This window comes from Paenarthrobacter sp. YAF11_1 (assembly GCF_052113445.1).
GTDB lineage: Bacteria > Actinomycetota > Actinomycetes > Actinomycetales > Micrococcaceae > Arthrobacter.
On sequence record NZ_JBFRDF010000003.1, the window covers coordinates 1 to 14,691 of the forward strand.

The window sequence follows — 14,691 nt, forward strand, 5'->3', positions numbered from 1 at the left end:
GTGTGGTGGTGGTTGCGTCGGGGTGTTTGGTGGGGGTCGATGTGGGGTGGGGGGATGAACCAGGGGACGCCGGTTTCCATGTCGATCCGCCACTGTTCCTTGTGGATGAGGTGGTGGTGGTGGCTGCAGAGCAGGGTGCCGTTCTCTGTTGAGGTGGTGCCGCCGTGGGACCAGTAGGTGATGTGGTGTGCTTCGCACCAGGGTGCGGGCATGGTGCAGTCGGGGAACGCGCAGCCGCCGTCGCGGGCGGTGATGGCTTTGCGGATGTGGGGTGGGAAGATCCGGGTGGTGCGGCCGACGCCCAGGACACGGGAGTCGCTGCCGAGCAGGACGGGGATGATCTCGGCGTCGCAGGCGATTTTGCGGATGGTGTTCGTGTGCATCGGGCCCGTGAACGTCGCAGTCCCCGTCCCTGTACCGGTCCCTGTAATCCCTGGGCCTGTCCCTGTAATGGTGCCGGGCTGGGTCGGGCCCGTGAACGTGCCGGTGCCGGTGCCGGTGCCAGTCCCTGGGCCGGTGCCGGTGCTGTGCTGGTTGTGGTGGTTTTGGAGTCGGTTGAAGAGGTCGCGTTCGTCGATGGTGACGGTGAGTTGGGGTGGGAGGCCGCCGTTGGAGGGTAGTTTCCCTGTGCGCATGGCGAGGCTGCAGGCGCCGGTGAGGCCGTTGAGGAGTTTCTGTGGCCGGGTGCGCCGGTCCAGGTCCGGGCCGGCGGGGACCGTCTGATCAGCCCCGGCTCCGGCCGGGCCGGCAGTTCCGGCGGCGGCATCGGTTCTGGTGGTGGTGAGGCGTGGGTTGGTGGCGACGTTCATGGTGGTGGTGAGGATTTCGTATTGTTCGTCGGTGGCGAAGATTTCGAGGTGGTGSAGTCCGTGGCGGCGTCGGCGGCGCAGGAACACGCCTTGGAGTTGGCGGAGGRTTTCTTCGGAAGGTTCGGGGCCGTCGTGGTCGATGAGGTCGGTCCAGCGTTTGGCCATTTTGGTGACGAAGTCCGGGTCGGTTTCGATCGCGGTGGTGGTCAGGGCGTGTTCCATCCGGGTCAGGGTGTCCTCGTCGGTGAGGTTCCGGACTTTGTCCAGGGCGGTGCTGATGATTGTCGCGGACCGGGAGGGCACCAGCGCCGAACCAACCGCGTGTGCCAGTATGTCGCGGCGGGCCGGGATCTCCTGCCCGGCGATCCCTGTCTGGGGGAGGACCTCGGGTGCGAGGGCGAGCCTGCGTTTGGCTTCTCCGATGCCGATCCTCAACCGTGCCCGCAAGAACTCGGCCGCGTTCCGGTACCCGTCATCCAGAACACTGGCCTTGGCCGCGGAACCCCAACTAGCTGATCCTGTTTCCGCCACGGAATCATCGCCACCCACAGAAGGGGCGGGGCGTGCTTCACCATCGGGCGCCGGAGCAATGGCAGTTCCCGTCCTATTCAGCGAAGCTGCCGCGGCGTCGGTTCCCGGCACCGGGTCCGTCCAGCCCGTCCGCCATTCTGGCGCTGCCGCCGAGGACCCCGGACCGGCCTGTAGTGCTTCGGTCCGTGTCCGTTCCACCGCGCGGGCAGCAACAACTTGGAGGTACTCCAGTACCCGTGAGACGTCCTCGACCTTGCCGGCAAAGTCAGCCGCGTCTTCGAACCCAAACAGGGAAGCCTCGCCGGGAGCGGACAGACGCGCAGTGTCCAGAAGTGCCGCGCTGTGGGTAAGAAGCGCCGTCAGGTCCCGCCCGCCAGCCGCCGTGGGGTCAGGACGCTGGGTGTCGGAACGTTGGTCTGGCTGAGCTGGCTTGGGGCCATGGACGGTCCGGGGATCCCGCCGTGGCTCAGGGATCGATCCTGTACTTTGTGCCGGAACGTCCGCCGGGGCCGGGCCGTTGAGCGATGAAGCCCGGGCGGACTTGGACTTGCCGTTGAGCAGCCCAGCGCCGTGAAATGGGATGGTGATGGTGATGGGCGCCGTCGAATCCTTGAACCCGGCCCTCAGCAAGTCCGGCATGCTCAAGAAGCGTCGTGACCGGACGGCGGACAGGGCAGCGACAGCAGGGGACCATTCCCCTTTCGGTGCTGTCAACTGCCCTTGATCTTCCATAAAAACATCATGTCAGGGGGGTCTGACATTTTTAGGCGGCCAGCTACCGGGTGATCTGCTCCCGCAAAATATCCGCGTGCCCGCAGTGCTGGGCGAGTTCGCGGAGCATGTGCAGGTACACCCAGCGGAGGGGGAGCGGGCCGCGGCGGTTCCCGAACACAAGGTCGTCGAGCCCCAAGTGGGCCGCCGCCTGCCTGGATGCGGAGCAAGCCTCTCGGTGAGCCGCCTGGATGCTGGCAACGGTGTCGTCATCGTCCAGGATGAACGACTCGTCCGGGCTCGCGGGGATGCCGATCTCGGCCCGGGTCCTGCGCGAGATCGCTCCGTCGAACCACACCTTTTCGACGAAGGTGGCGTGTTTCACCAGGCCCAAGAGCGTGGTGCGCGAGGCGACCAGCCGCCGTCGTGCTTGTTCTTCGGTAAGCCCATCGAGGCATTCGTTGAGGGCCCTGCGGTGCTCGTCCAGAAACGTGTCGAACTGGGTCCGGGCGTCCTGGTTGATGACGTCCTCAGCGAAGGTGTGGGGGAGGGCGCTCATCCGAAAACCACCGTGCCGTCGTCGTTGATTCCCCAGCCGGGGTTGTGCGCGATCTCCCAGACGATGCCGTTCGGGTCCTTGACGTGGCCGTGGAAGATGCCGCCAAACGCGCCTGCCTGCGCGGGCTTCAAGACGGTGGCGCCCGCCGCCACCAAGGCATCGATGGTGCTGGCGACTTCCTCGGGGCTGCCGACGTTGTGTGAGAGCGTCACGCCGCTGACTCCTGCCGTCGGAGCAGTGGCGCCGAGGTCCTGGTCGAACTTGTCGGCGTCGAACAGGCCGAGCATCAGCCCTGGCGCGACCTGGAAGAACAGGATCTCGCCGGGAACGTCCATGGTCGGATCCCAGCCGAGCCCGTCCTTATAGAAGGCGCGCGCGGCGTCGAGATCCTTGGTGGCGAACGTGAGGAAGTGCAGTCGCTGGTCCATAGGGGAAGCCTAGCGGGAGGGTGCGACGGCGGCACTCGCCTGGGGCGGTTGGTGCAACAGCGTTGGCAGAGCCGCCAACAATGAGGGTGTGGCCAAACCAGTGCAGCCCTCGTCCCGCAGCACGGAGTCATGCCGTCGAAGCCACTGACCATCACGAACTAGCCAATCCGGCCAGTCCTGTTGAGCCCCGGTCCAAGCCGGTGGGAGGATGGAGCAGTGGAACCCCTCTTCGACTTCCTTGGCAGTTACTGGTGGCTCATTTTCCCTATCGGCGGGATGGCTGGTGGCTGGGCGAGGTCGTGGTCGAAAGCCAGCGAGGAACGGCACCGCCGCAAGGTGGAATTGCTGAAGTTGAAGAACCAGTTGGCGGTGCACGAGGAAGCCAACCAGGCCGAGGTAGTCTCGCTGATTGACGCGCATGATTCGGTGAACCACAGATGGCTTGATTACGAGCTCGACGTCGGCAACCTCATTGATTTCCCCCTCATGACCGACGTGCGCGAGCCGCTCACGGTCGCGTTCCTGCGCGCCAAGAAAGAGGCCGACGGCCTACGGCCCGCCACCCCTGAAGAGATCTCGACGCCGGCCCGGCTGGCTGAGTACCGTGCAGCAGTCCACAGCTACGAACTCGCTTTCGATGTCGCCGAGCGGGAGGCCCGACGCATCAAGGACGGCAACTTCAGTGGCCCCGAACGCCAACGACTTGCGACGGCGAGAACGCTCCTGCGCATCGCGGAGGACACTGCCGCTACCCCCGCCGAACGACAAACTGCGTACAAGCGTGCCCGCAAGGAACTCGACGGTCTGATCGTCCTGCCGGAGGCAACCGTAGCCGCCCTCGAAAGCAAGATCATCAGCATGTTGGATTCCCGTAAGGATCCGGACCCGGACACGGACGTGCGGTTCGCTTGACGCCACGCAGAAGGCTCGCCGTCATTACAGGTGCCGGCCGCGGTCTGGGGAAGTCGCTGGTGGAGGAATTCTCCGACGCCGGTTGGGCGGTAGTCGCGATCACCCGGACACCCACCGCGTCGGCTGACCGGCGGCATGTCATCGCAGTCACCCACGACGTTCGAGAAGAGCCATCGGCCGAGTTGCTGTCAGCCATCGGAGGCAGATCCGTTGACGTACTCGTCAACAATGCTGCTCAAGGAGCTCAGCACGCCGAACTCGGTGACATTGCAGCGGAAGGCGTTATCAACGCCGTCGACGTCAATGTCGCGGGCCCTTTGCGCTTGGTTCAGGCCGTCCTGCCTCATCTTCTGACCGCGCCGGACCCCGTGATCATCAACGTTACGTCCCGGCTGGGCTCGGTGTCGGCGCAGGCCCGGGGGAGCTACTCGGATCTATCCACGAGCTACGCCTACAAAATCTCCAAGGCTGCGCAGAACATGTTGACCATTTCCCTCGCTCAAGACCTTGCGGGTCGGGTACGGTGCTGGGCGGTTCACCCGGGGAAGTTGGCCACGGAGATGGGGCAGGCCGACGCCAACAAGGATCCACGAGTTGCGGCCGGAGAGCTGAGGGAACTGGTTGATTCCGGCGACCGCATGTCGCCGCGTTTCGTCTCCCTCGGAGCCGCCGACCTCGCCTGGTAGAGGCCCAAACTCCGTGGCTTCCTGACCCTCTTTGAACTCGGTTTGGCCGATATGCAACCGAAATAGGGTGCATCACGGCCATGCCGGATCCAAAGTGGGTGGTGACGCTACACCTGACGGCACACCAGACGGCGCACCTGTTAGCCCATCTCCACGCCCATCACTGTTCGCACCACAGATCCGCCCAGATCATCCTCGAGGTGCCGCATCCCAAGCCGTTCAGCCACTCGGCGTGATGCCGCATTGTCCGGGTGGATGATGGCCACGAGCCGACTGACTCCCACCACGTCACGCGCGAATTCCAGGCACGCCAGCGCTGCTTCCGTGGCATACCCGTTGCCCTGGAGCTTACGACGCACGTGGTAGCCGGCCTCCAGCTCTGACCTCCCGTTGACGGCTTGCCACGTCAACCCGCAGTCGCCGACGAACCCGCCGTCGTGCGTTTCAACGATCCATAACCCGTACCCGTAGCGGGCATAGTTCGCTTGGTTCCATTCGATCCAGGCAGCCGCTTCATCATGGGATTTGGGAGCCGGGTAGTAGGTCATAACCACGGGATCACCCAGCAACAAGCTCATCGCATCGAGATCAGCCATCGACATCTCGCGGAAACGCAGCCGGGCTGTCGGGTGGGGGAGCATATCCGAAGCCTACYCGCCGTCGGGCTGCGCCTTCCCCACCCACTTTCAAGTCGGCGGCCCCATAAAACAACCACTATTGCTTGCATGAGTGCGCTTTGGAATTCAAAGTGGGTGGTGACGGTACAGGCCTGCAGAAGAGGCTGCCCTGTCAGGCCGAAGGCCGTACCTCCACCGGCGTCAGCATCTCCCGTTCGAACCCCACCACGCGGCGCGGCCCGTGCAGGATCAGTTCATGCGTGTGGGCATCAGCGGTGCTGGACGTCGAGACGTGCAGCTTCACCAAACCCGGCGTCACCACGCGCTGAAGGTCCAGCCCTGTGAACGAGGTCCGGTCGGCGTGTACCACAAAATCCACGACGGCGGACGCGCCGGCTTCCAGCTCGACGCGCGCGTAGCCGATCAACTCGCGGAGGGGACGGACCACTTCACCCACCGGATCTGAGAGATACAGCTGCACAACCTCTGCGCCACTACGCGGACCAGTGTTCGTGACCGTGCAGCTGACGGTGACCGAATCCGACGTCGACATGGTGGGTGCACTGCATTCGTGCCCGGACAACTCGAACGTTGTGTAGGAGAGGCCATGCCCGAAACCGAACAGCGGAGACGGGTCAAGAGCGCTGACTCCGCTGGGGCCGGCGAGCTTGGAATGCAGGTACGTGCCGGGCTGGCCGCCGGGGGATCTTGGCACCGAGACGGGCAATTTCCCGGAAGGATTAACGACGCCGGTGAGCACGTCCCACAGCGCCTCGGCTCCTTCTTCGCCTGGGAAGAAGCCCTGGACGATCGCGTCGGCGCGCTCCACGAAGTCGCCCAGCGCGTAGGGTCGCCCGCTGAGAACAACCACCACGGCACGAGTTCCGGAAGCAGCGCACTCGGCGAGAATGCGGTCCAGCATCTGGTGCTGGTCGCCGGGAAGACGGAGGTCGGCGGCGTCGTTTCCTTCGCCCGAAGTGCCCCGGCCGAACAGCCCCGCATTGTCGCCAACCACCACCACGCACGCGTCCACGGAGGACGCCACCCGGCAGGCTTCCGCGATCTGCTTCTCGGTGGCGGCCTCGCAGTTTCCAGTGACCGACGTAGCCACTGACAAGAACCGTCCAGAAGCAACGCCGGCCACGGAGGGAACCGAAATGCCCATCGGCACGTCCGGATGTGAGGCGCCAACATGCGCATCAAAGGAGTAGCAGCCCAGCATTGCGAAGGGATCGTCGGCCAAGGGCCCCACAACACCCAGCGAACCCGTCGGACTGAGCGGCAGCGCCGGAGACCCGCCGAGCTCCCGGTTGCTGAGGAGCACCAGGGACTGAGCCGCCAACTGCCGTGCCAGCGAGCGGTTCGGAGCGGGATCCAGCTCGATCCGATGAGATGGAGCCTCGGAAAGCACGGCCGGGACAGGGGAGAAGTCCGGCGACAACAAGCCAACCTCCGCCTTCTGCGTCAGGACCCGGCGCAGCGCTTCGTCCACCACGGATTCGTCCAACGCACCCTCGCGGATGCGCCGAAGCAGCGGCTCACCGAAGCAATTCACGGTAGGCAATTCCACATCAACGCCCGCGGAAAGCGCCAGCACAGCGGCGTCACCGGAATCTGCGGCCACGCCATGGGTAACGTCCAGGAACGCGACGCCGAAGTAGTCAGCCACCACGGTCCCCGTGAAACCCCATTCCTCACGAAGCAGCCCCGTCAGAAGGGCGCGGTTCGCGGCGGCCGGTACGCCGTCGACGTCGGTATAAGCGTGCATCACCGAGCGGGGACCGCCGTGGCGGATCGCCATTTCAAACGGCGGCAGCATGACGTCGGCGAGTTCGCGGGGGCCCATGGAGACGGGCGCGTGGTTGCGGCCGGCTTGGGAGGCTGAGTAGCCCACGAAGTGTTTAAGGGTGGCGACGATGCCGGCCGATTCCAGGCCTTGCACGTACGCGGTGGCTACCGTGCCCACCAGATACGGGTCTTCGCCGATGGTCTCTTCCACACGGCCCCAGCGCAGATCACGCACCACGTCCAACACGGGAGCCAGGCCCTGATGGATGCCCAAGGACCGCATGCTCGCGCCGATCCGGGCTGCCATCTCCCGCACCAGCGGCGGGTTAAAGGTGGCACCCCAGGCGAGCGGAACGGGGAAGGCCGTTGCCTTCCACGCGGCCAGGCCGGCCAAGCATTCCTCGTGAACCTGCGCCGGAATGCCGAAGCGGGACGCGGCCATGATCTGCTCCTGGGCCGCGGCCAGTCGGCGGGCGCCCTCGGCCGGTTCAACGGGAACTGTGCCGTACATGCGCGTGATTTGGCCGAGCCCATTGGCGATGATGTCGTCCCAGGAGCGGGTGTCTCCGGCCATCTGGCTTTGCAGCGGAGCCACGGAATCGCCGTCGGTGGAGGCATTGACCCACACTCCCACCAGTTGTGCGAGCTTCTCCTCCAGTGTCATTTCGCGGATGAGGTGCTCCACGACGTCCGACGCCGGAACGCGGGCAAGTGATTGCTGATCGGCGGCGCCGGTGCTCACAGGCTTCTCCTTGGATTCTGCAGATGATTTTTAGAAACTATCAGAAATATCCAATTACTTTCCATAGTGTGAAACCCTTGACTTGATCTGTGGGGTCTTCATAACGTTGAGCACTGAAGCGGAAGTAGCGAGGCCAAAGGCCATACCGGCCCTGCTCGTAAATAAGAAACTTTCGGAAATGAATCCAAGCCAATCGGAGAACCATGCACACGTACAGAGTGGCCATCGTCGGCACTGGCGGGATCGCGGCAGTCCACGCGTCCAACCTGGCCCGCACCGACAACCGGGCGGAGTTGGTGGCCGCGTGTGACGTGGATGAGGCCCGCCTGAACGCCTTTGCCGATGAACACGGGATAGCCGGCCGCTACCAGAACCTCACCGAGCTCCTGGCAGAGTCCAAACCGGACATCGTGCACCTCTGCACGCCGCCCATGATGCACATCGACCAAGCCATTGAGTGCCTCGAATCCGGCGCCCATGTCCTGTCCGAGAAGCCGCCGGCGCTCAGCCTGGCCGACTTCGACCGTCTCAACGACGCGCAGGTACAGGGCGGTGCCCAGTTCTCGTGCGTCTTCCAACACCGCTTCGGTGACGCCTCGGCCGCGGCCCGGGCCCTGATCGGCGGCAGCGATTTTGGCCGTCCGCTGGTGGCCCGCTGCGACACCCTCTGGTACCGGCCCGACGAGTACTTCGATCTCCCGTGGCGCGGAACCTGGAAGGCCGAGGGCGGCGGACCCACCATGGGGCACGGCATCCACCAGTTCGATCTTCTCCTTCACCTGCTCGGCCCGTGGGAAGAGGTCACCGCCATCGCATCACGACAAGCCCGCGCTACCTCCACCGAAGACTTCTCCGCTGCCTTGGTCACCTTCGAGAACGGCGCCGCCGCCACCGTCATCAACTCGCTGCTCTCACCGCGCGAAACCTCGGACATCCGCGTCGACTGCGAATACGCCACCATCGAACTCAGCCACCTCTACGGCTACGGCACCAAGGATTGGACCATCACCGCGGCACCCGGACATGAAGACGCCGTGTCTGCTGCATGGAGCGCAAAGACGTTGGAGCGGGGCAGCGGACACTCCGCCCAGTTCCTCGCGATGTATGACGCGCTCGACGCCGGATTGCCGCTCCCAGCGGACGCGGACTCTGCGCGGCAAACTCTGGAGTTCGCTGCCGCGATTTACGCTTCGGCCTTTACCGGCCAACCCGTGCGACGCGGGGACATCGTCCCCGGCCACGCCTTCTATGAGGGCATGGACGGCGAGGGGCGCGGCACCCGCGTCCTGGCCTCCACCGCCCGCGCCTGAATCCCACACCCGAACCGGAGATCCCACATGACCGCCACAACCCAGACCGACACAGCCCTGACCGACACAGCCCAGGCTGAGACCGTTTGCTACACAGACGACGGCCGCTCCCTGACTTTCACCGTCGGAGCCCAGGACATCGCCACCTACACGTACCGCCCCACGGATGACCAGTACGAAAGCCCCCGCCCCTTCTTCCACCCGCTCACCACGCTGGAGGGGGATGAGGTCACCATTTCCAGGCCGTGGGATCACGTGTGGCACAAGGGTCTTTCGTGGGCGCTGCCGAACGTGGGCGAGCACAATTTCTGGGGCGGAGCCACTTACACCCGCGAGACCGGCTACTCGAACCTGGACAACAACGGGGCCATGAACCACGAAGCCTTCACCAGCATCGAAGACGACGGCACCTCCATCACGGCAGTGGAGTCCCTGCTCTGGACTGCCCAGCCCGCCGTGCCCGGGCAGGCCGGCGAACCCCTCATCAAGGAGCAGCGCCGTTTCGCCATCCAACTGCTCCCCATCGGAAACGCCTGGGCCCTCCTCTTCGAAACCACCATGGAGAACGTCTCCGGGGCCGAGATTGGCATCGGCAGCCCCACCACCGAGGGTCGCGACAACGCAGGCTACGGCGGACTCTTCTGGCGCGGACCGCGGTCCTTCACCGGCGGCGGGTTCCGCTCCGAAGCAGGGGTCGGCGCCGACGAATTCATGGGCACCCGCTCACCGTGGATCGCCTTCACCGGCCAGCACGATGTCACCTGCCGGAAGTCCGGCATCCTGTTCGTCGAGGACCAGTCCAACCCGGGTGCATCCAACCAGTGGTTCGCCCGCTCGTCCATGTTCGCCTGCCTCGGCTCTGCACCGTTCTTCAGCGAAGTAGTCCCGCTCAAGGAGGGCGCGCCGCTGACGTACCGCTACGCCGTCGTGATTGCTGACGGGGCGCTGGAAGAGCAAAACGCCGCTTCGCTTGCCGACGCTGCCAAAGCTGCACTGGATGCCTGGGCCTGAGATGTGCACATCGTTCCCGGGGGCCACAGCAGTCTCCGAGGTCAGTATTTACGATTGGCCCGGACTGGATGGCGCGGCCGGCGGCTCCCCGCATCTGCATACTGCGTCCACAGAGGCGTATGTGGTGCAGCAGGGTCTCGGCCGGCTGGAGACCCTGGATTCCCGCGGTTTCACCTCCACGCCGCTGGCGCCCGGGACGGTGGTCTGGTTTACGCCGGGCACGGTGCACCGCGCCATCAACGACTCCGGGGACCTCAGGGTGCTGGTGGTCATGCAGAACGCCGGGTTGCCGGAGAATGGCGACGCCGTGATGACCTTCCCGCCCAGGCACTTGGTGGATCAGGACACTTACGCACGCGCCGCCGCACTGCCGTCAAAGAACGCCGACGGCGGTGACGCGGCTGCGGAGGCGGCCGCGCGCCGTCGTCGTGACCTGGCTTTGGAGGGTTATCTGGAGCTGAAAGCGGCAGTCCAAGAATCCGGGGCCGCTGCGCTCGCCGACTTTCACGCTGCCGCCGCGCGATTGGTCAACGGGAAAACCGAGACGTGGCGCGGGTACCTCACCGACGGCGCAGAGCGGCAGGCGGGCCTGACTGGACAACAGTTGCTGTCTCTCGAGTCCATGGAAAGTTTCTACATGCAGGACGCGAGGACTACGATGGGCGAACGGAAAACCCGCAGGATCTACGGCATGTGCGGCCGGATCCAAGCGTGGGAACTTTCCGAAACTGTCATCGCCGGGACGTGATTCCCGGCCGGGAAGGTGGGGACCATGGTAACCAAGCAGGACTCGGGTCGGGCGACGATCAGCGAGATCGCCCGGGAGGCCGGCGTGTCCGTGCCCACGGTTTCCAAGGTCCTCAACGGCCATGCCCACGTCGCGGCGGCCACCCGCGCAAGGGTTGAAGAGATCATCGCCAAGCGCGACTACGCCCGCCGCCCCGCCAAGCGCGGCAAGAAGGCCGGGCTCATCGACCTAGTGTTCCCGGGCATGGGCTCGGAATGGGCGTGCGAGATCATCGAGGGCGTGGAGCGCGTCGCCCAGGAAGCCGGGTACGGCACTGTGGTCAGCAGCCTGTCGCTGGACGGATCGAGGATCCGCCCGTGGCTGGCGAACCTTGCGGAGCGAAAGTCCGACGGCGTACTGCTCGCCGTGTACGAACTGGACTCGAAGCAGATCCAGCGCATCAAGTCGCTCGGCATTCCGGTGATCCTGATCGACCCCGTGGGGCAGCCGGGACCGGATCTCATGACCGTGGGAGCGGCCAACTGGGACGGAGCGTTCTCGGCCACCGAACATTTGCTGAAGCTTGGCCACACAAGGATCGGCATGATCGGCGGCCGTGAGGATCTGCAGTGCAGCAGTGCCCGCGAAGACGGGTACCTGGCGGCGTTGCGTCGCGGCGGCGTGGACGTTGATCCGTCATTGATGGTGCCGGGCGATTTCTCCACCGAGTCCGGGGCCCGGGGCACCGAAGCTTTGCTGGCCCTGGCAGATAAGCCCACTGCGATCTTCACCGGCAACGACGCCCAGGCTCTGGGCGCCTACCGGGCCGCGCGCTCGGCCGGCCTGCGGATTCCGGAGGACCTCTCCATCATCGGCTTCGACGACATCCCCGCCGCAGAATGGATCGAACCCGGCCTCACCACCATCCGCCAGCCCGTAGTGCAGATGGCAGAAACGGCCATGCGCGCGCTGCTCCGCCACCTGGAGGGTGATGAAGAGTTGCCGCAGCGGATCGAGTTGGGAACGGAACTGGTGGTGAGGGGCTCGACGGCTGCGCCGGCGGCTTAGCTCCGGCCCATGCTCGTGGACGGATCCGTGCCACCTTCGGAGGGGTCTGCGCGGAGGTCGTCGGGATCATTCTCCGGCAGTCCTGCCGGGCCGGAGACGTCGCCTTCGGCTTTCGGGGTGTTCCCGTTCTCCTGCTGAGCTCCGGCGTCGTCACGCTGGTCCCTGCGGTCCCATCCGCCGTCGGGTGCTCCGTCCGCGCGATGGCGGCCCGGTGCGCCGTTCTCGCCGGGCACATCCGAGTCCATGGCGTTGGATCCTTCGCTGATGGAGGAGTGGACCTGGATGTCGTCGTCCTTTTGCCCGGGCTCGGGGACGTGGCCGTTGTCCACAGGATCGGAGGTGCCGGCCAGATCTTCCATGGCATTTTCGGTGGCCTTGCGGATGCTGTCTTCTACGCCCATCAGATGACTCCTTTGCATTAAAGGCCTGGTGTGCCAGGCCGGCTCGCATAGTAAGCCTACTTACTTCTTTGGTGATCCGAAAGCCTTGCCGGGGTTGACAAAAGAGCTACTCCCGGGTTGCGTAGCTGCAGGTCAAGACCTTACGCGCCGCACTTTGTACCGTTGATCGTTGGGCGATAAGGTATTGCCAGACCGTTTTGCAGAGGGCGGCCCTTTTCGCTCCTTTGCTGTCTGCTGGGGACGCATTTCAGTCAGTAGGAACGTGCATGGTCAACCCCCGCCCTGAGCAGGAAGCTCTCCAGAATGGGTACTTTTTGGATCTAGTCCTGGGCAGCGAAGATGTCGAAGCTTTTCTCGCCGATCTTGCGGCCTTCTCGGCCCGGAGTCTCTCGCATCCTGGCTCCACCGTCTTCTGTGGCATCACCGTTCTGCGCCGCAAGAAGTCAGCCACCGCGGCCAGCAGTGATGACCGGGCCCGGGTGATGGACGAACTCCAGAATGACTTTGAAGGTCCCTGCCTCACGGCCATGGATAAACTGACCGCCGTCCTGGTGACGGACCTCCTGAGTGAACACCGCTGGCCGGAATATGTCCAAGCTGCATCACACCAAGGCTTGCGCTCCATCCTCAGCGTCCCGCTCCTGGTGGAAGGCGACACCCGGGCGGCCTTGAATCTCTATTCGGAACGCAGCAACGCGTTCAGCGAGGTCGACGTGGAGCGGGCCGAGGTGTTCGCCGCGCACGCCGCTAAGTCGTTGCGGCTCGCGTTGAAGATTGCCCAACTCAGCGATGCCAGGAACGACCTCGCCGCGGCCATGGAGTCGCGCACCGTGATCGACCTTGCGGTCGGCGCGATCATGGCGCAGAACAGTTGTAGCCAGGAAGAGGCCTTCACTATCCTGCGCACCGCCTCCAGTAACCGCAACATCAAGCTGCGGCACCTGGCGAAGTCGATCATCGCTGCGGTTTCGTCCGGGAAGATCACCACGCACTTCGATAACTAGGGCTGCCGCCGCAGCGCACCGTCCCACACCAGCTTCACGGCGTTCCGCACGCGCTCCCGGGTTTCAGCGATGGACGCGGCATCGGAACCTGCGGGACGCACCACGAATTGGTAGTAGTACAGCCCGTTGATGAGGTCGATCATCGCCTCCACATCCACGTCCGGCGAGAGCTCGCCGGACGTGATGCCGTGACGGATCTCCGCAGCGATGGGTTCACGCCGCCTGGACACGTGCCGGTTCCAGGACAACGCTCGTAGTTCATCGTTCTCCAAACCCATGGCCACGCGCTTCTTCACCAGCGCGCCCACGCGGCCTTCGACGTCGATCGCGGCTTCTTCGTACGAGGCGAGGATCGTCTCCAGCGCGGTGTCCCTGCGCCGGAAGCCGATGCTGGACCGGACACTGTCCAGGGCTGCGGCGATCAGTTCTTCGCGGCTGCTCCACCGCCGGTACAGGGCGGCCCGGCTCACGCCTGAACGCTCCGTAATCGCAGAGATGGTCACCTCACGCGTATCGCGTTCGAGCAACAGCTCTACTGTGGAGGACAGGACGGAGGACTCCAATGCGGTGTCGCGCGGCCTGCCGGGCCGGCGATCGGCAACGGCAACGGAGTCAGGCATCGGCAATCACCAAACGCTCACGCAGCTGCGCAATGGTGGCGTCCGACAACCCGGCACGCCGCACAGGCTCCAGCACACTCCCGTGCCGCTCGATCAGCAGCGCCTGCATCGTCTCCATGGACTCCACGTGGGCGCCCATCATGGCTCCCATGCCCTTGATCGCTTCCTCGTCCAGGACCCGGTCCGGCATGAGCCCGCCCATGATCGCCCGGAGTCGGGGGAACAGCTGCGGCAGGCGGGTGGCCGTCACGGCGTAGTCGGCGGAGATGGTTTCCGGGGTAGCGCCCAAAGCTGAAAGTACGACGGCGGCGAACACTCCCGTACGATCCTTGCCGGCCGCGCAATGGAAGACGGTGGCGCCGTCGGCCATGGCTACCAGCGTCACGCCGAGGGCGAGCTGCCGGGCCTGGGTTTCGAGCAGGTTGGCGTACCAGGCACCAACGTGTGCAGGAGTAGTGGCAGCCGTCATCATGTCGTGGCTGATGGTCTCCGGCGATGAAACCGATGCCGTCAACGCAAGGTGGTGATAGCTCACGCCCGGTACGGTCAACGGGCCCCGCCCGGTAAAGAGTGCCTCCTCCGGTGAGCGAAGATCGATCACCGACGTGACGCCGTCGTCGATCATTTGCTGGGCGAAAGCCGCCGGCATCACCGAGACATCATCGCTGCGCAGCAGCACGCCGGGACGGGTGGTGCCGCCGGAAACGGGCAGGCCGCCAAGATCGCGCAGGTTGACGGGGGAGAGATCCAAAGTTTCCACAAGAGTG

General features: G+C 65.0%; 15 protein-coding genes. 7 read left to right on the forward strand and 8 right to left on the reverse strand.

Features of this window, described 5'->3' with window-relative positions; all coding sequences use genetic code 11:
* The 3 genes from AB4Y77_RS05580 to AB4Y77_RS05590 form a co-directional block, all read right to left on the reverse strand.
* A partial coding sequence (locus AB4Y77_RS05580; RefSeq protein WP_442013206.1) for a DUF222 domain-containing protein occupies positions 1–2,072 on the reverse strand: 2,072 nt, incomplete at its 3' end.
* Between the two features lie 43 nt (positions 2,073–2,115).
* Positions 2,116–2,610, reverse strand: coding sequence for a DinB family protein (locus AB4Y77_RS05585; protein WP_442013207.1), 495 nt, complete (start codon positions 2,608–2,610; stop codon positions 2,116–2,118).
* Entirely contained in the window at positions 2,607–3,038 is a 432-nt protein-coding gene (locus AB4Y77_RS05590; RefSeq protein ID WP_442013208.1) for a VOC family protein, read from the reverse strand. The genes AB4Y77_RS05585 and AB4Y77_RS05590 overlap by 4 nt, the downstream gene beginning before the upstream one ends.
* Before the next feature lie 216 nt (positions 3,039–3,254).
* On the opposite strand from AB4Y77_RS05590, the gene AB4Y77_RS05595 reads away from it, so the two are divergent.
* Both AB4Y77_RS05595 and AB4Y77_RS05600 read left to right on the forward strand, forming a co-directional pair.
* Positions 3,255–3,950: a hypothetical protein gene (locus AB4Y77_RS05595; protein WP_442013209.1), complete on the forward strand. Its 696-nt coding sequence runs from the start codon at positions 3,255–3,257 to the stop codon at positions 3,948–3,950.
* Positions 3,947–4,636: an SDR family NAD(P)-dependent oxidoreductase gene (locus tag AB4Y77_RS05600; protein WP_442013210.1), complete on the forward strand. Its 690-nt coding sequence runs from the start codon at positions 3,947–3,949 to the stop codon at positions 4,634–4,636. Before AB4Y77_RS05595 ends, AB4Y77_RS05600 begins: the two co-directional genes overlap by 4 nt.
* Positions 4,637–4,776: 140 nt before the next feature.
* Here AB4Y77_RS05600 and AB4Y77_RS05605 read toward each other — a convergent pair whose 3' ends face one another.
* Together AB4Y77_RS05605 and AB4Y77_RS05610 are read right to left on the reverse strand one after the other, a co-directional pair.
* Positions 4,777–5,277, reverse strand: coding sequence for a GNAT family N-acetyltransferase (locus AB4Y77_RS05605; protein ID WP_442013211.1), 501 nt, complete (start codon positions 5,275–5,277; stop codon positions 4,777–4,779).
* Between the two features lie 148 nt (positions 5,278–5,425).
* Entirely contained in the window at positions 5,426–7,783 is a 2,358-nt protein-coding gene (locus AB4Y77_RS05610) for a glycoside hydrolase family 3 N-terminal domain-containing protein (RefSeq protein ID WP_442013212.1), read from the reverse strand.
* 203 nt (positions 7,784–7,986) lie between these two features.
* Here AB4Y77_RS05610 and AB4Y77_RS05615 point away from each other — a divergent pair, with 203 nt between their 5' ends.
* Genes AB4Y77_RS05615 through AB4Y77_RS05630 form a run of 4 tightly spaced genes read left to right on the forward strand, consistent with a single transcriptional unit; the run spans position 7,987 to position 11,899 of the window.
* A complete protein-coding gene (locus AB4Y77_RS05615; RefSeq protein ID WP_442013213.1) occupies positions 7,987–9,093 on the forward strand; it encodes a Gfo/Idh/MocA family protein in 1,107 nt (368 codons plus the stop codon).
* 57 nt (positions 9,094–9,150) lie between these two features.
* The gene (locus AB4Y77_RS05620; RefSeq protein ID WP_442013448.1) at positions 9,151–10,104 is read left to right on the forward strand and encodes a PmoA family protein; all 954 of its coding nucleotides are present in this window, start codon (positions 9,151–9,153) and stop codon (positions 10,102–10,104) included.
* A complete protein-coding gene (locus AB4Y77_RS05625; RefSeq protein WP_442013214.1) occupies positions 10,091–10,852 on the forward strand; it encodes a cupin domain-containing protein in 762 nt (253 codons plus the stop codon). The genes AB4Y77_RS05620 and AB4Y77_RS05625 overlap by 14 nt, the downstream gene beginning before the upstream one ends.
* Before the next feature lie 24 nt (positions 10,853–10,876).
* Positions 10,877–11,899, forward strand: a complete 1,023-nt coding sequence (locus AB4Y77_RS05630; protein ID WP_442013215.1) for a LacI family DNA-binding transcriptional regulator — start codon at positions 10,877–10,879, stop codon at positions 11,897–11,899.
* On the opposite strand, the gene AB4Y77_RS05635 is transcribed toward AB4Y77_RS05630, so the two are convergent.
* Positions 11,896–12,300: a hypothetical protein gene (locus tag AB4Y77_RS05635; protein WP_311214460.1), complete on the reverse strand. Its 405-nt coding sequence runs from the start codon at positions 12,298–12,300 to the stop codon at positions 11,896–11,898. The two genes, AB4Y77_RS05630 and AB4Y77_RS05635, sit on opposite strands and share 4 nt — an antisense overlap.
* Positions 12,301–12,566: 266 nt before the next feature.
* Between AB4Y77_RS05635 and AB4Y77_RS05640 the strand changes: the two genes are divergently transcribed.
* Entirely contained in the window at positions 12,567–13,304 is a 738-nt protein-coding gene (locus tag AB4Y77_RS05640; protein ID WP_442013216.1) for an ANTAR domain-containing protein, read from the forward strand.
* Here AB4Y77_RS05640 and AB4Y77_RS05645 read toward each other — a convergent pair.
* Positions 13,301–13,924 carry a TetR/AcrR family transcriptional regulator gene (locus AB4Y77_RS05645; protein ID WP_442013217.1) on the reverse strand — a complete coding sequence of 208 codons (624 nt, stop codon included), beginning with the start codon at positions 13,922–13,924 and terminating at the stop codon, positions 13,301–13,303. The genes AB4Y77_RS05640 and AB4Y77_RS05645 overlap by 4 nt on opposite strands.
* The gene (locus AB4Y77_RS05650; RefSeq protein ID WP_442013218.1) at positions 13,917–14,684 is read right to left on the reverse strand and encodes a tyrosine-protein phosphatase; all 768 of its coding nucleotides are present in this window, start codon (positions 14,682–14,684) and stop codon (positions 13,917–13,919) included. Before AB4Y77_RS05650 ends, AB4Y77_RS05645 begins: the two co-directional genes overlap by 8 nt.
* Positions 14,685–14,691: the final 7 nt, after the last annotated feature.